13 protein-coding genes are annotated in these 16,286 nt (G+C 62.5%); 9 read left to right on the top strand and 4 right to left on the bottom strand.

The features are described from left to right. Nucleotides 1-30: 30 nt before the first annotated feature. Nucleotides 31-303 (top strand): DUF4242 domain-containing protein, encoded by a 273-nt coding sequence (locus A9D60_RS16755; protein ID WP_065268632.1) that lies wholly within the window; start codon nucleotides 31-33, stop codon nucleotides 301-303. Nucleotides 304-368: 65 nt separating this feature from the next. On the opposite strand, the gene ahcY is transcribed toward A9D60_RS16755, so the two are convergent. Together ahcY and A9D60_RS16765 are read right to left on the bottom strand one after the other, a co-directional pair. Continuing rightward, on the bottom strand, nucleotides 369-1,757 hold the full coding sequence (gene ahcY, locus A9D60_RS16760) for an adenosylhomocysteinase (protein ID WP_065268633.1): 1,389 nt from the start codon (nucleotides 1,755-1,757) through the stop codon (nucleotides 369-371). A gap of 150 nt (nucleotides 1,758-1,907) precedes the next feature. After that, nucleotides 1,908-2,222 carry a hypothetical protein gene (locus tag A9D60_RS16765; RefSeq protein WP_019295345.1) on the bottom strand — a complete coding sequence of 105 codons (315 nt, stop codon included), beginning with the start codon at nucleotides 2,220-2,222 and terminating at the stop codon, nucleotides 1,908-1,910. 232 nt (nucleotides 2,223-2,454) lie between these two features. Here A9D60_RS16765 and A9D60_RS16770 point away from each other — a divergent pair, with 232 nt between their 5' ends. After that, nucleotides 2,455-3,051, top strand: coding sequence for an HD domain-containing protein (locus A9D60_RS16770; RefSeq protein WP_065268634.1), 597 nt, complete (start codon nucleotides 2,455-2,457; stop codon nucleotides 3,049-3,051). A 337-nt stretch (nucleotides 3,052-3,388) separates the two neighbouring features. On the opposite strand, the gene A9D60_RS16775 is transcribed toward A9D60_RS16770, so the two are convergent. Together A9D60_RS16775 and A9D60_RS16780 are read right to left on the bottom strand one after the other, a co-directional pair. Continuing rightward, entirely contained in the window at nucleotides 3,389-3,943 is a 555-nt protein-coding gene (locus A9D60_RS16775) for an ActR/PrrA/RegA family redox response regulator transcription factor (protein ID WP_019295343.1), read from the bottom strand. Between the two features lie 79 nt (nucleotides 3,944-4,022). Beyond that, a complete protein-coding gene (locus A9D60_RS16780) occupies nucleotides 4,023-4,643 on the bottom strand; it encodes an SCO family protein (RefSeq protein ID WP_065268635.1) in 621 nt (206 codons plus the stop codon). A 117-nt stretch (nucleotides 4,644-4,760) separates the two neighbouring features. Here A9D60_RS16780 and regB point away from each other — a divergent pair, with 117 nt between their 5' ends. The 7 genes from regB (at nucleotide 4,761) to addA (ending at nucleotide 16,278) form a co-directional block, all read left to right on the top strand. After that, nucleotides 4,761-6,155 carry a sensor histidine kinase RegB gene (gene regB / locus A9D60_RS16785; RefSeq protein ID WP_065268636.1) on the top strand — a complete coding sequence of 465 codons (1,395 nt, stop codon included), beginning with the start codon at nucleotides 4,761-4,763 and terminating at the stop codon, nucleotides 6,153-6,155. A gap of 89 nt (nucleotides 6,156-6,244) precedes the next feature. Beyond that, nucleotides 6,245-7,792 (top strand): PAS-domain containing protein, encoded by a 1,548-nt coding sequence (locus A9D60_RS16790; protein WP_065268637.1) that lies wholly within the window; start codon nucleotides 6,245-6,247, stop codon nucleotides 7,790-7,792. A 49-nt stretch (nucleotides 7,793-7,841) separates the two neighbouring features. After that, entirely contained in the window at nucleotides 7,842-8,318 is a 477-nt protein-coding gene (tsaE, locus tag A9D60_RS16795; protein ID WP_065268638.1) for a tRNA (adenosine(37)-N6)-threonylcarbamoyltransferase complex ATPase subunit type 1 TsaE, read from the top strand. Beyond that, on the top strand, nucleotides 8,315-9,313 hold the full coding sequence (locus A9D60_RS16800; RefSeq protein ID WP_065268639.1) for an aminoglycoside phosphotransferase family protein: 999 nt from the start codon (nucleotides 8,315-8,317) through the stop codon (nucleotides 9,311-9,313). The genes tsaE and A9D60_RS16800 overlap by 4 nt, the downstream gene beginning before the upstream one ends. After that, entirely contained in the window at nucleotides 9,313-10,005 is a 693-nt protein-coding gene (locus A9D60_RS16805; RefSeq protein ID WP_254656718.1) for a nucleotidyltransferase family protein, read from the top strand. Before A9D60_RS16800 ends, A9D60_RS16805 begins: the two co-directional genes overlap by 1 nt. Continuing rightward, complete coding sequence (addB, locus tag A9D60_RS16810) at nucleotides 9,995-12,928, top strand: double-strand break repair protein AddB (RefSeq protein ID WP_175392976.1); 2,934 nt, start codon at nucleotides 9,995-9,997, stop codon at nucleotides 12,926-12,928. The genes A9D60_RS16805 and addB overlap by 11 nt, the downstream gene beginning before the upstream one ends. Then, nucleotides 12,925-16,278, top strand: coding sequence for a double-strand break repair helicase AddA (gene addA, locus A9D60_RS16815; protein ID WP_065268640.1), 3,354 nt, complete (start codon nucleotides 12,925-12,927; stop codon nucleotides 16,276-16,278). The genes addB and addA overlap by 4 nt, the downstream gene beginning before the upstream one ends. Nucleotides 16,279-16,286: the final 8 nt, after the last annotated feature.

Raw genomic sequence — 16,286 nt, forward strand, 5'->3', positions numbered from 1 at the left:
GCGTACCAGTGACACGGAGGAGGTTATCCTATGCAAAGGTTTCTCATTGAACGGGACATCCCGAAGGTCGGCAGCATGAGCGGTGAAGAACTTGGCGGCGCGGCGCGCACCTCAAATGACGCGCTGGCCAAACTGGCCCCCCAGGTCCAATGGCAGCACTCCTACGTTGCCGGCGACAAAACATTCTGCATTTACCTGGCCGACTCCGAAGACGCGATACATGAACACGCGAAGCTGAGCGGCTTTCCGGCCAGTAAGATCACCAGAATCGAAACTGTCATCGACCCCACCACCGGCAATTAGGGTCAGGCAAAGAAGAACGCCGCCGGATTTCCCCGGCGGCGCTGTATTGTGTTCTGCTTTTCCGCTTAGTAGCGGTAGTGCTCCGGCTTGAACGGGCCCTCCGGCTTGACGCCGATATAGGCGGCCTGCTCAGCGCTCAGCTGGGTCAGCTTAACGCCGATGCGGCCCAGGTGCAGGCGGGCGACTTTCTCGTCCAGATGCTTGGGCAGGATGTAGACGTCGTTTTCGTAGTGATCGCCGCGGGTCCACAGTTCGATCTGAGCCAGCACCTGGTTGGTGAAGGACGCCGACATCACAAACGACGGGTGGCCGGTGGCGTTGCCGAGGTTCAGCAGGCGGCCTTCAGACAACAGGATGATGCGGTTGCCAGAGGGCATCTCGATCATGTCGACCTGGTCCTTGATGTTGGTCCATTTGTGGTTGCGCAGGCTGGCGACCTGGATTTCGTTGTCGAAGTGGCCGATGTTGCCAACAATCGCCATGTCCTTCATCTCGCGCATGTGCTCGATGCGGATCACGTCTTTGTTGCCGGTAGTGGTGATGAAGATGTCGGCGGAGCCAACCTCTTCTTCCAGCAGCACCACTTCGAACCCGTCCATCGCGGCCTGCAGGGCGCAGATCGGGTCGGCCTCGGTCACCTTCACACGGGCGCCGGCGCCGCGCAGGGAGGCTGCGGAACCTTTGCCCACGTCGCCATAGCCGCAGACCACGGCAACCTTGCCGGCCATCATGGTGTCAGTGGCGCGGCGGATGCCGTCGACCAGCGATTCCTTGCAGCCGTATTTGTTGTCGAACTTCGACTTGGTGACCGAGTCGTTCACGTTGATCGCCGGGAACGGCAGCTGGCCGTTTTTCTGCAGCTCATACAGGCGGTGAACGCCGGTGGTGGTTTCCTCAGAGACACCCAGGATGGCATCGCGGGTCTTGGTGAACCAGCCCGGGGAGGCTTCCATGCGCTTCAGGATCTGCGCCTTGATGACCGCTTCTTCCTCGGACTGCGGCACCGGGATGATGTCTTCGCCGGCTTCGGCGCGGGCGCCCAGAAGCACATAAAGGGTGGCGTCGCCGCCGTCGTCCAGGATCAGGTTCGCGCCTTCGGGGAACATGAAGGATTTGTCGAGGTAGTCCCAATGCTCTTCCAGGGTCTGGCCCTTGATCGCAAAAACCGGAATGCCGGCTTCGGCGATTGCTGCGGCGGCGTGGTCCTGGGTCGAGAAGATGTTGCAGGAGGCCCAGCGCACGTCCGCGCCCAGCGCTACAAGCGTTTCAATCAGAACCGCGGTCTGAATGGTCATGTGCAGCGAGCCGACAATACGCGCGCCTTTCAGCGGTTTGGTTTCGCCGTATTCCTCGCGCAGCGCCATCAGGCCCGGCATTTCGGTTTCGGCGATGTCCAGCTCCTTGCGGCCAAAGCCTGCCAGCGCGATGTCCTTGACGATATAATCCCCGGCCATAGTCTGCTCCATTCCGGTTACGAGTACACTTGCTGCAGGGCCTAGCACTGCAAAAGTTGATATTCAACGAAGATACCCGCAACCGGAGCCGATGGCTCAGGCTTTTCGTCATATGTCAGGCAGGAGGGGAAGCCTGTCAGGCGGCCAATGTCAGCTCGGCGTGCCTGGATCCGGCGCTTTTTCCGCAATGTGGAAAAACGAGGATCCGGTTGCGACAACGCAGCTGATCCCGTTTGCATGAGTAACGAGAACCGTAAAGGTGCCGGTTTCATCCGACGACCAAACTTCTATCACTGTCGCTTCGGGGCGGCTTTTCTGCAATCCGCCGGCGGTCAGCCGTTCAGAGTATCCGCTTTCCAGTTTTTGCGTCATGACCTCGCGGTCGCCGCAGCTGGCCGCCAGTGCTGGCGGCGCTGTTGCTGCCATGCCGAACAACAGGGAAAGACCAAGTAGACGCTTGAACATGACAAACTCCTTTCTGTTGCGTGCCACGTCGCAAAAGGGGTTTGCCGCAGGGAGGGGGCGGTGCCCCTTGTGTACCTATAATATTGGTGCGCGAGGAACCTTTTTCAAACTCACAAGGCGTAAACTGAGCGTATTCTCATGTGTTCGCGCAAACACTCAGCAACCAGCAAGCATTGCCCGTCACAGCCCCAGAAGGTAGTCAAAGGACAGTGTGAAGCGACAGGAAAATCCCATGCCCGCCAAACCCGCCCGCGCCTGGCAGCGAATGCTGTCCGGCCGCCGTCTGGACCTGCTGGATCCGACACCCGTGGATATCGAGATCGAAGATATTGCCCACGGTCTGGCTTTTGTGGCGCGCTGGAACGGCCAGACGATGGGGGATTTTGCCTATTCGGTCGCGGAGCATTCGCTGCTGGTCGAGGATATTTTCAGCCGGATGCAGCCCAAGGCACCGGTCAAATGGCGGCTGGCCGCGCTGCTGCATGATGCTCCGGAGTATGTGATTGGCGACATGATTTCCCCTGTGAAGGCCGCGGTTGGGCCGGGATACGGGGATCTGGATCAGCGGCTGACCGCGGCCATTCACCTGCGGTTCGGGCTTCCGGCGGCGCTGCCCAAAACGGTTAAGGCGCAGATCAAGCGGGCGGACAAAGTCAGCGCCTGGATGGAAGCGGTGCAGATCGCGGGGTTTTCAGAAGCGGAAGCCAGCAAGTTTTTTGGCCGTCCGAATGCTGAGGTTGCCAATGGCCTGGACATCCGCCTGCGCCCGCCGGTCGAGGTGCGGCAGGATTTCATTGCCCGGCACCAGGCACTGTTGCGGCAGATGTGACTGCAAAAAGCTTCTGCCCGGCCAGGACCGCTGCCCTGCCGGTGTTTCCAATCGTTATCCTGCTGCCTGTTCTGCGAAAAAGCGTATGCAAATCAAGTATGGCGGCGCCGCCAAGGGGCGGAGGCGGGACGGGAGTTTCCTCCCGCACGCGAAACGTCGTCTGTGCGTGCCCGTGCGAATGGGCCCTGTTCCAATGTGCCGGGGTGCCAGGCCCGGCGGTGACCGCGATCAATTGGGACTATGCCGCAGGCCGCTTAAGATCCCGTGAGACCAGCGTACGCAGGCTGCGCAACACCCTGCGGCTGACGGGCATAGCCCCTCATCTGAAGTGGAAGGCTCAGCGCGGGCTGCGTTTTGCCAAGATCCGCTGCAGGGTGCGGCGGTGCATGTTCAGCCGGCGGGCGGTTTCCGAGACATTGCGGTCGCACAGCTCATAGATCCGCTGGATATGCTCCCAGCGCACCCGGTCGGCGCTCATCGGGTTTTCCGGCGGCGGCGGCAACTCATCTCCGGTGGACAGCAGCGCATTCATGATGTCAGTGGCATCGGCCGGCTTGGACAGGTAGTCTGTTGCGCCGATTTTCACTGCCGCAACCGCGGTGGCAATGGCGCCATAGCCAGTCAGCACGACAACCCGGCTGTCCGGGCGTTTTTCGCGCAGCACCTCGACCACATCAAGGCCGTTGCCATCCTCGAGCCGCAGATCAACCACGGCATAGGCAGGCGGGCGGGCGGTTGCAATGGCGCTGCCTGCGGCGACGGATCCTGCAGTCTCCACCTCGAAGCCGCGTTTCTCCATTGCCTTGGCAAGGCGCCGCAGAAACGGCTCGTCGTCATCGACCAGCAGCAGTGTCTTGTCGGGTCCAATTTCCTGCAGATCAGTTTCGGCCATGCCCGGTCCTCCGCGCGGTTTTATCTATTGGCGCAAGAATATGTCCGGGCAGGGGAAAAGGTCAAACAGCTATCCTGCTTCAGATTTTCCCGACAAAGCAGGCGGTCTTGTCGGCCATCTGCTCTGCCGTTTCATCGCGGCGGAAGAACTCAACAAACCCTTCCTCGGGCAGCACCAGGTAGGAGAAGGTGGAATGGTCGACGAGATAGTAGTCCTCATCCCCTTCGTTCTTCTTGAAATAGGTCTTGTAGGCCTGGCTGGCAGCCTTCACCTGCTCCAGCGAACCGGTCAGCCCGATCATCTTCTCGTGCAGGTTGGCTGCGAAATCGCCAACGGCTTCAGGGGTATCGCGGTCTGGGTCGATGGAGATGAACACCGGCGTCACGCTGATGCCGCGCTCTGCCAGAACGTCGATGGCGTCTGCGTTTCGGGCGGCATCCATCGGGCAGACATCGGGACAGAAGGTGTAGCCGAAATAGACGATGGACGGCTCGGTGATCACATCCTTGTCGGTGACGGTTTCGCCCTTGGCATTGATCAGTTCGAACGGCCCGCCGATGGTTTCGGTGCCGCCTGCGATCTGGCTGCTGCGGCACTGCGCGAATTTGTCACCCCCGCCGCCCCCGCGTGTCAGAAACCAGGTACCGCCCACCAGGGCAGCGATAAAAGCAACAGCGAGGAGAGCAAAGACGCGGGTCATGGGATCACACTTTTCGTCAGGGAAGGGTTGTTGATCGTTTGCGGCGCCAGACCTATCAAGAAATACGGCCGATGCAACTGGCGCACGGCGTCACATCTGCGGGAGCACCGGAACCGGATGAACGATCGACTTTTCATGCTGGCAAGCAGCCACGATCACAGTCATTGGGTCCGGTTGCGGACGCTGATCCTGCTGCGCTGGGTGGCCATTGCCGGGCAGATTACCGCTATCGCGGTGGCACAGCACCGTTTCAACCTGCAGCTGGAACTGGGGCTGTGTTACCTGGCGATCGGCATCTCCGCGGCCGGCAACCTGATTGCCATCTTCGCCTTCCCGGAGAACAAGCGCCTCAGCGAGTTTGAAAACTTCCTGATGGTTCTGTTTGACCTGCTGCAGCTCGCCTTTCTGGTTTATTTGACCGGCGGGCTGAACAACCCCTTTGCCTTGCTTGTGCTGGGACCGGTGACGATTTCCGCGGCGGTGATGGGCCTGCGTTCCACCCTGATCATCGGCGCAACGGCCATCATCCTGGTCACGCTGATGGCTGAGTTCCACCTGCCGCTGCGGACCGAGCAGGGGTTCGTCCTGCGGATCCCGGATGTGTTCATTTTCGGCAACTGGATCGCCATCGTCATCGCGATTCTATTCATCGGTGCCTATTCCTTCCGTGTCAGTAACGAAATGCGGCTGATGTCGGACGCACTGAGCGCCACCCAGCTGGCCTTGTCGCGCGAACAGAAACTGACCGACCTGGGCGGCGTTGTTGCCGCAGCAGCGCATGAACTGGGCACCCCGCTGGCCACCATCAAACTGACCAGCGCCGAGCTGATCGAGGAGCTGGACGACCGGCCGGACCTGCGTGAGGATGCTGCGCTGATCCGCGAACAGGCTGACCGCTGCCGGGACATCCTGCGCGGCATGGGCCGGGCGGGCAAGGACGACCTGCACCTGCGCCAGGCCCCGCTGTCGACACTGGTGACGGAAGCTGCGGAGCCGCATATGCATCGCGGCAAGGCGGTTCTTTACCACGAGGAACCGCTGGAAGGCGGCAGCTTTCAGCAGCCGACAGTCCTGCGCAAGCCAGAGATCATCCACGGTCTGCGCAATCTGGTCCAAAATGCGGTCGATTTTTCGAAATCCACTGTCTGGATCAATGCGGCCTGGAACGACGAGCGTATCGTTCTGCTGATCAGCGACGACGGCCAAGGGTTCCCGCCGCATCTTCTTGGCCGCATCGGCGACCCGTTTGTGCGCCGCCGCCGGGGTGAAAGTGAACTGAAGCAGCGTCCTGAGTATGAAGGCATGGGTTTGGGGCTTTTCATTGCCAAGACGCTGCTGCAGCGCACCGGGGCGCGGCTGAAGTTCGCCAATGACTGGGACCAGATCCATAGTGCAGCGCATGCGCCCGAAGGGCGCGGCGCCATCGTTGAAGTGGTCTGGCCGCGCGAGAAAATCGACGCCATGGAAGCAGGAGGCCCTGTAACCGGTAAAAATTTACCTTTAGAAGTTTAACTATTCACTTTTGGGAAACCAATTAAACTTCATTTAACCATTTTTAGGGAACCATGAGGGCAAACGAGAGCTGAGCTAGGCAGGAAGACATGCAGGATTTCGCTTCGATCGAATGGTTCGTACTGGCCGCACTGTGTGCCGCCACGGCTGCAGCCGCAGTCTGGTGGCTGTCGCCCTCTCCGCGGCGCAATGGCATGGAACACGACTTGCTTGCCGCCGACGGCCGAACCGACGCCGTCTTTCTGTTTGACGACAGCAGCCTGATCGGCTGGTCCTCAGGCGCCCGCAAATTCATTGGCGACCAGGCGGAGAACTTTGACTGGAGCATGCTGCGCGACCAGCTGGCCCGCAGCTACCCCGGCCTGCCGCAATCGCCCGGTTTTCTCAAGGATGTGGGGCCGCTCGTGCTCTCCGGCACCGCCGCCGCCGAAAGCCGTGAGGCGCATTGCGAGTGGATTGACGGTGTCACCCGAGTGCAGCTGCGCCGCAGCACATTGGAAGAAAAGAACAAATCCCTGGATCAGGAACTGACCACCCTGCGCGCTGCAGTGCATCAGGCCCCCTACCCGGTCTGGCTGCAGTCGGAAGAGGGCAACGTCACTTGGTCCAATCTCGCCTACGATAATCTGAACCAGAAGATTCGCGGCCGCAGTGCAGAATTTGCCGACCCTTTGTTCACGGACCTCCACGATCCGATGACCAGCGGCAAGCCTGAGCGGATCCATATTCCGCTGCCAGACAGCGGCAAGAAGCTTTGGTACAATGTTTCAACCACCGAGACCGAGGCCGGCTGGCTGTGCCATGCGGTCGACGTGAACGCCGTCGTTGATGCCGAGGTTGCCCAGCGCAACTTTGTTCAGACCCTGGCCAAGACCTTTGCCCAGCTGTCGATCGGCCTGGCGATCTTTGACCGCAACCGCCAACTGGTGCTGTTCAATCCGGTGCTGATCGACCTGACCGCACTGCCTGCAAACTTCCTCAGCTCGCGGCCCAACCTTCTCACTTTTTTCGACCGGTTGCGCGACCAGCGGATGATGCCGGAGCCCAAGAGCTATTCCAGCTGGCGCCACCAGATGGCCGACCTGCTGGAGGCCGCTGCCGAGGGCCGGTACCAGGAAACCTGGTCGCTGCCGTCAGGCTCTGTCTACAAAGTCTCGGGCCGCCCGCATCCGGATGGCGCCATCGCCTTCCTGTTCGAGGACATCACCGCCGAAGTCACGCTGACCCGACAATTCCGCTCAGAGCTGGAAATGGGCCAGTCGATCCTGGACCAGATGGACGAAGCCATTGCCGTTTTTGCCAATGACGGCAGCCTGAGCTTTTCAAACAGCGCTTATGGCAGCCTGTGGCAGATGGACCCTGATTCCAGCTTTGCCAAAGTGTCTATCATGGACGCCAGCCGGATCTGGCAGGACACCTGCGCGCCGACCCCGGTCTGGGGCGAGATCCGCGACTTCGTGGCGGGCTGCGAAGGGCGCGAGGCCTGGTGGTCCCATGTTCAGCTGCGCAATGGCAACAGAATGATCTGCAAGGTAACGGCAATCCAGAACGGCGCCACAATGGTCAGCTTCCGAAAGCCGGACGCAGCTGCCCTTCCGGCGGGCCAGGAACGCTTTGCCGCCAACCCGCAAGACTAAAACTTGAAACCAGCTTGCAGCGGTAACGCGGCGGCGTCATTGTACCGCCATGACCACAAACACTGCGGCTTGCACGCTGAATTCGCCTGAGGAAACGGCCGACCTGGCCGCCCGAGTCGCCGGAGCCCTGCGCCCCGGCGATTGCTTGTTGTTGGAGGGCGTAATCGGTGCCGGAAAGACCCATTTCGCCCGTCACCTGATCCAGTCCCTGATGGACGTGCCCGAAGACGTGCCTTCGCCCACCTTTACATTGGTGCAAACCTATGAGGTGCCCGCCGGCGAGCTGTGGCACACCGACCTTTACCGGCTGTGCTCCTTGGAGGAGCTGGAGGAGCTGGGCCTGACCGAAGCTTTCGAGAACGCGATCTGTTTGGTCGAATGGCCTGACCGGCTGCAGGAACTGACACCTCCGCACGCATTGCATCTGACGCTGGCCCTGGACCCGGAACACGAAGACCGCCGCCGGTTGACGCTCCGCTGGAGCGACACAAAATGGCAGCCCCTGATGGAGCGCATCTGCGCATGACCGAGCGTAACACCCTGTGCGAAAGTTTCCTGTCGCAAACCCCCTATGCAAACTGGCAGCGCAGACCGCTGGCCGGCGACGCCTCCAACAGGCGTTATGAACGGCTGACAAACGCCGGTGGCGGGACTGCCGTGCTGATGGATGCACCGCCTGAAAAGGGCGAGGACGTCCGACCCTTTATCCGCATTGCAAAGTATCTGCGCACGCAGGGCCTCAGCGCACCCGAGATTCTGGCAAAGGATGTCGAGAACGGTTTTCTGCTGCTGGAGGATCTGGGCGACGATCTTTATGCCCGCGTCATTAAGCGGCAACCTGCACTGGAAAGGGAACTTTATGAGGCCGCCACAGACGCGCTGGTTGCCCTCCATCAGGCGCCGATGCCGGAATTGGAGCCCTATGGCCCGCGGCTGATGGCGGAAATGGCCGGGCTTGCGCTGTCGAAATACCGCGACGGGATTCAAGGCGGTCACGATCCGGAGCTGCAATCACGGTTCGAGAACCGGTTGGAGGACATTCTGCGCGAAACGGTTAAGGGTGATCCAGTCCTGGTGCAGCGGGACTACCACGCTGAAAACCTGCTGTGGCTGCCGGACCGGGACGGTGTCGCCCGCGTCGGTCTTCTGGACTTTCAGGACGCGCGGGCCGGCCACCCGGCCTATGATCTTGTTTCGCTTCTGCAGGACGCCCGCCGCGACGTGCCGGCCGGTATCGAGATGCAAATGATCAGCCGCTACATTGCAGCTGCCGGTGCCGATCAATCCGGTTTCCGCACCGCCTATACCGTTCTGGGCGTGCAGCGGAACATGCGCATTCTGGGTGTTTTTGCCCGGCTCAGCCTCGATTACGGAAAACCGCATTATGTGGATCTGATCCCGCGGGTCTGGGACCATTTCATCCGCGGGCTGGAGCACTCGGCCCTGGCCCCGGTGGCAGAGCTTCTGCGGGACAGCCTGCCTGCCCCAACCCCGGAAAACCTGAACAAGCTGAGGCCCTGATGCAGTGCTCACCCGAAGCCGTCATGCTGTTTGCCGCAGGCTTTGGCACCCGGATGCGGGAGCTGACCCGCGATAGGCCGAAGCCGATGATTAAAGTCGCCGGCAAGCCGCTGATTGCGCATGCTCTGAATTTGGCAAAAGAGGTTAAGCCCGCCCGGATTGCAGCCAATGTGCATTACAAGCCAGAACCGCTGAAGGCCTTTTTAGAGCCTGAAAACGTGCTGGTCAGCCATGAGATGCCCGAGATTCTCGATACCGGCGGCGGGTTGCGTCATGCTCTGCCTCTGCTGGGCAGCGGCCCGGTTTTCACCATGAACACGGATGCCATCTGGACAGGCCCAAACCCGCTGCAATTGGCGCAAGAGGTCTGGGACCCGGAGAGGATGGATGCGCTTTTGGTCTGTGTGCCGCTTGTGAATGCCATAGGCCGCAGTGGGCAGGGCGACTTTTCAGCCGATGCCGAGGGCCGTATCAGCCGGGGCGGAAATCTGGTCTATGGCGGGGTGCAGATCCTGAAAACACAAGGGCTGCAGGACGTTGAGGAGCAAGTATTCTCGCTTAATGTCCTATGGAACCGGATGGCGGCTGCCGGGCGGCTGTTTGCTCTGGAATATCCCGGCCGCTGGTGCGATGTGGGCCATCCTGAAGGGATCAAGCTGGCCGAGGATCTGATAGCTGCAGATGATGTTTGAACCATCCGCCAAACCGCGCGTCTTTGCCGTGCCTTGCGGCGTCGATTTCCCGCGCGCACTGGTCGAGGGACTGCGCGATCGTGCGCGCAGCTTGCCGCCAGAAACACTGGCCCGGGCCGAACTGATCGTCAACACCTCCCGCATGGCGCGGCGTATCCGCAGCCTGTTTGACGACGGTCCCGCAATACTGCTGCCGCGGATGCTGATGCTGACTGATCTGGCCCAGCGGGCCGCATTAGACGGGCTGCCGCCCGCCCTGCCCCCGCTGCGGCGCCGGCTGGAGCTGTCGCAGCTGATTGCCAAGCTGCTGGATGCGCAGCCTGACCTTGCCTCCCGCGCGTCACTTTATGATCTGTCCGAAAGCCTGGCAGCGCTGATTGACGAGATGCAGGGTGAAGGTGTCAGCACCGATGCCATCCGGGACCTGGACGTTTCGGACATGTCCGGCCACTGGGCACGGGCGCAAGCCTTCATTGGAATCGCGGATGAGTTCACTGGCCTGCATGAGGGCGCGATGGATGCCCAGGCGTGGCAGCGGCAGGTGGTGCTGAACCTGATTGAGGAGTGGCAGGAAAACCCGCCTGCCCACCCGGTCATTCTGGCCGGCTCCACCGGGTCGCGCGGCACCACCTTGATGCTGATGCAGGCCATTGCCCGCCTGCCGCAGGGCGCCGTGGTGCTGCCCGGTTTCGATTTCGACCAGCCCGACGGCGTCTGGCGCGGGCTGGATGACCCGATGATCTCGGAAGATCACCCGCAGTACAGGTTTCACAAGCTGATGAAGGACTTGGAACTGGCCCCGGACGACGTGCAGCCTTGGACGAATACTGCGCCAGTTTCACCCGAACGGAACCGGCTGGTGTCTCTGACCTTGCGCCCGGCCCCGGTGACGGACGCCTGGATGAGCGAAGGCCCCAAGCTGACCGGATTGGACAAGGCCACCGAAAACGTCACCCTGGTCGAGGCTACCAGTCCCCGTGCCGAGGCACTGGCCATTGCGCTGCGTCTGCGTCAGGCGGCAGAGGACGGGCAGACCGCCGCGCTGATCACGCCCGACCGGATGCTGACCCGTCAGGTCTCTGCGGCGCTGGACCGCTGGGACATCCTGCCGGATGATTCGGCCGGCCAGCCGCTGCAGCTGTCGCCGCCGGGCCGGTTCCTGCGCCACGTGGCAGGGTTGTTCTGCAAGCCGCTGGCCTGCGACAGCCTGCTAACGCTGCTGAAGCATCCGCTGACCCATGACGGCGCAGACCGGGGCAACCACCTGCGCCAGACCCGCGAGCTGGAACTGTTCCTGCGCCGCAACGGACCGCCCTTCCCCGATGTCGCTGCCTTTGGCAGCTTTGAAATGGGCCGTCAGCTGACAGCGGGCTGGACCGGCTGGCTGAGCGCCTGTTTCGCGGATCAGGAGATCGCCGGCACCCTGCCCCTGACCGATTGGGTCGAACGGCTGCGTGATCTGGCCGAGCGCATCGCCGCCGGCAGCCAGACGGATGGCGCCGGCACGCTGTGGGACAAGAAAGCAGGCCAGGTCGCGCTCGCCTGTATCGCTAACCTGGAGAGTGAGGCCCCCTATGGCGGCGAAATGACCGCCCGCGATTTCGCCGACCTTCTTGGCGCGCTGCTGAGCCAGGGTGAGGTGCGCGACCGCGATGCGCCCTATGGCTCTATCATGATCTGGGGCACCCTGGAGGCCCGGGTGCAGGGCGCGGATCTGGTGATTCTCGGCGGTCTTAATGAGGGCAGCTGGCCGGAGGCCGCCAGCCCCGATCCCTGGCTGAACCGCCAGCTGCGCAACCAGGCGGGCCTGTTACTGCCGGAGCGCCGCATTGGCCTGTCGGCGCATGACTTCCAGCAGGCCATTGCGGCGCCAGAGGTCTGGCTGACCCGCGCCGAACGGTCAGAGGAAGCCGACACTGTGCCGTCGCGCTGGCTGAACCGGCTGACCAATCTGCTGTCGGGCCTGCCGGAACAGGGCGGTCGCGTGGCACTTGACACCATGCGGGCCAAAGGCCGCCAGTGGCTCGGCTGGGCGGAGGCGCTGGAGGAGCCAGCGCCGATTCCGCAATATCCCCGCCCGTCCCCCTGCCCGCCGGTGGCGGCCCGCCCGCGGCGGCTCACGATCACCGAAATTCCGCTGCTGATCCGCGATCCTTACGCGATTTACGCGAAACATGTGCTGCGGCTAAAGCCGCTCAACCCGCTTGTGCAAGAACCCGATGCCCTGCTGCGCGGCATTGTTGTGCATGAGGTGTTCGAGCACTTTATTAAGGACGCCCAGGCCGACCCGTCGCTGCTGACGGCGGATCAGCTGATCGGCAAGACGCGAGACCTGCTGGAGACTCATGTGCCTTGGCCCGTCGCCCGCATCCTTTGGCACAGCCGCATCCGCAAGATTGCCGGCGACTTCGTCCTGGCCGAGCAGGAGCGCCAATCCCGCGCCAAGCCGGTCGCCTTCGAGGCCAAGGGCAGCGCCCGGCTGGATCCGCTAGATTTCACCATCGCCTGCCGCGCCGACCGGATCGACATGGACGACCGCGGCTTCCTGCATCTCTACGACTACAAGACCGGCACACCGCCCAGCGAGGCACAGCAGAAGAAGTTCGAAAAACAGCTGCTGATCGAGGCTGCAATGGCCGAGGAAGGCGCCTTTGACGACCTCGGCCCGGCGGAAGTGGCGCGTGCGCTGTTCATAGGATTGGGCAGTAAACTGAACGAAGTCCAGGCGCCTCTGGAGGATGAGCCTCCAGCCAAGGTCTGGGATGAGCTAAGTACACTGATCGGAGCCTATTTCGAGCCTAACCAAGGTTATTCGAGCCGCCGCATGGTGCACCGGGATGACATCGCCGGCGATTACGACCACCTGGCGCGCTACGGCGAATGGGACCGCAGCGCCGAACCGCAGCCGGAGGATCTGGCATGACTATCCGCGACGCCGCCTCCGAGGCGCAGTTCCGCGCCGCCCGTCCCGATGCCTCCACATGGCTGGCGGCCAACGCGGGCTCCGGCAAGACCAAGGTGCTGACCGACAGGGTGGCGCGGCTGCTGCTGAAGGGCGTGCAGCCACAACATATCCTGTGCCTCACCTACACCAAGGCCGCCGCCAGCGAGATGCAGAACCGGCTGTTCAAACGGCTTGGCGAATGGGCGATGCTGGGCGATCCGGCGCTGATCGCAGCACTGACCGAGCTGGGGGAGATCAACACTGCAGCCGGCGATCTGGCCAAGGCGCGCACCCTGTTTGCCCGCGCGATCGAGACGCCGGGCGGGCTGAAGATCCAGACCATCCACTCCTTCTGTTCGTCGCTGCTGCGCCGCTTCCCGCTGGAGGCCGGTGTCAGCCCGCAGTTTTCCGAGATGGACGACCGCGCAGGCCAATTGCTGCGGGCGGAGATCATGGAGGATTTCGCCCAAGGCGCGCAAGCACCGCAGGTCGACGCCCTGGCGCACCATGTCAGCGACAGCGATTTCGAAATGCTCACGTCTGCCATCTGCCAGCGCCTCGCCGATTTCGGCGAGCCGCTGGACTGGAACGGGCTGCTGGACCTGTTCGGCCTGCCCGCAGGTTTCGACGAAACCGCGCTGGAGGCGTTGGTTTTCCTGGGCGGCGAGGAAGAGCTGCTGCAGCGCACCCGCGGCATGCTGAGGCAGGGCGGTACAACCGATCAGAGGGCAGCGGCCAAGCTCGCCGGCATCACCAAGCCCACGCTCGCCGATCTGGACACACTCGAAAGCGTCTTTCTGACCGGCGCCAGCGCCAAGGAACCGTTCACCGCCAAAATAGACAAGTTCCCAACTAAGAAACTGCGCGAATCCCACCTGTCCCTGATGGATCAGCTGGAACCGCTGATGCGGCGGGTCGAGGATGCGCGCGCCAAACGCCTCGCCCTCACGGCCGCCCGCAAGAGCCACGACCTGCACCGCTTTGCTGCCGCCTTTCTGCCGGAATACGAGCGCCGCAAGCAGCTGCGCGGCTGGCTCGACTTTGACGACCTGATCCTGAAGGCCCGCCAGCTGCTGAACGATCCGGGCGTTGCTTCTTGGGTGCTCTACCGGCTGGACGGCGGCATCGACCACATTCTGGTGGACGAGGCGCAGGACACCAGCCCGGTGCAATGGGACGTAATCGAAAAGCTGGCCCAGGAATTCACCGCCGGCGAGGGCGCGCGCTCGGACGTGGAGCGCACCATCTTTGTGGTCGGCGACAAGAAGCAGTCGATCTATTCCTTCCAGGGCGCTGACCCGGATGCGTTTGACAGGATGCAAAAGGAATTCGGCAACCGGCTGGCGGAAACCGGGGCAGGGCTGCAGGATGCCTCGCTCGATTTCTCTTTCCGCTCTTCTGCGGCAATCCTGAAGCTGGTCGATCTGGTGTTCAAGGACAGCCCGCGCGCCGGATTCCGCAAGGACGCGCTGCATAGGGCCTTCAAGTCAGACTTGCCAGGCCGGGTGGACCTGTGGCCCGTGGTAGAAAAGGTTGCGGATGACGAAGATCCCGATTGGACCAGCCCCGTCGACCGCCCAAGCAGCCGCCATCACACGGTGATTCTGGCGGAACGGATTGCCGGGTCGATCAAGCAGATGATCGAGACAGGCGTCACCATCCCCGAGGACGGCCAAGAGCGCGGCACATTCCAGCGGCGGCCGGTGCAGGCCGGAGATTTCCTGATCCTGGTGCAGCGACGCTCCGACCTGTTTTCGGAAATCATCCGCGCCTGCAAAAAGGCGGAACTGCCCATCGCTGGCGCTGACCGGCTGAAAGTCGGGGCGGAACTGGCGGTCAAGGACATCGCCGCCCTGCTGCGGTTTTTGGCGCTGCCGGAAGACTCTTTGTCCCTGGCGGAGGCTCTGAAATCGCCGCTGTTCGGCTGGGATGAGCAAACATTGTTCGATCTCGCGCACCGGCGGGAGGCGATGTACCTGTGGCCGGCGCTGCGTGAACGGGCAGGGGAGTTTCCGGAGACCATGACGGTGCTGGATGACCTGCGCGCCAATGCCGATTTCCTGCGCCCCTTTGACCTGATCGAACGCATCCTGACCCGGCACGGCGGCCGCCAGAAACTGCTGGGCCGGCTGGGGCCGGAAGCGGAAGACGGTATCAATGCGCTGCTGTCGCAGGCTCTGGCGTATGAGCGCACCGATGTGCCCAGCCTCACCGGGTTTCTGGTCTGGATGCAGACCGATGATCTGGAGATCAAACGCCAGATGGGCGCGGCCGGCAATATGATCCGGGTGATGTCGGTGCATGGATCCAAAGGTCTGGAGGCGCCGATCGTGATCCTGCCGGACACCGCCAAACGCCAGGCCCCGCGGGACGCGGAGATCATGCTGGCCGAAGGCACACCTGTCTGGAAGCTGCCCAAGGACCAGATGCCTACTGCTATGCTGGCGGCCCGTGAATCTGCCCAGGAAAAGCTGCAGAATGAACGCCTGCGGCTGCTCTATGTGGCTCTGACCCGGGCGGAAAAGTGGCTGATTGTCGCTGCCGCGGGCGACGCGGGCGAACAGGGCGACAGCTGGTACCGCATGACAGAGGGCGCTTTGCGCGAGGGTGGAGCAGTGGAATTCGACTGTCCCGGCGGGGCAGGATTACGCCTGCAGCACGGGAATTGGGACGGGCTGCCTTTGGTTGCAACGCCGGTCGAGGAAGTTGTGAAACACAGCCTGCCCGAGGTTTTCAACCGGCCAGCCAGAGCCTATGCGGCCCCAGCGCCGGCACTCAGTCCTTCGGACCTGGGCGGGGCGAAGGCCTTGCCAGGTGACCTGGGCCTGGATGAGGAAGCCGCCAAGGCTCGCGGCAGCCGGCTGCACCTGCTGCTGGAGCACCTGCCGGGCCGGCCTGAAGACCACTGGCCGCAGCTTGCCGGCAACCTTCTGCAGGATGCCGAGGATACTGCAGAGCTGCTCGCCGAGGCGTCCGGTGTTCTGCAAAACGCCGGCTTGTCCCATATTTTCGCCCCTGAAACCCTGGCAGAAGTGCCCATCACCGCCGACCTGAACGAGGGCCGTCTGCATGGCATCATTGACCGCCTGATCGTCACACCTGACAGGGTTCTGGCGGTGGACTTCAAATCCAATGCCACCGTACCGGAAGTGCCGGAACAATGCCCCGAAGGTTTGCTGCGCCAGATGGGTGCCTATGCCCATGCGCTGGCACAGATTTACCCGGGCCGCACTATCGAAACCGCGCTTCTTTGGACCCGAACGGCCACGCTGATGCCGCTGCCGCACGAACTTGTGACAGCGGCGCTGATGCGGCGTCTGGAACCTTGACGATCCGT

Origin of the sequence: Leisingera sp. JC1 (assembly GCF_001679925.1) — a bacterium.
Taxonomy (GTDB): Bacteria; Pseudomonadota; Alphaproteobacteria; order Rhodobacterales; family Rhodobacteraceae; genus Leisingera.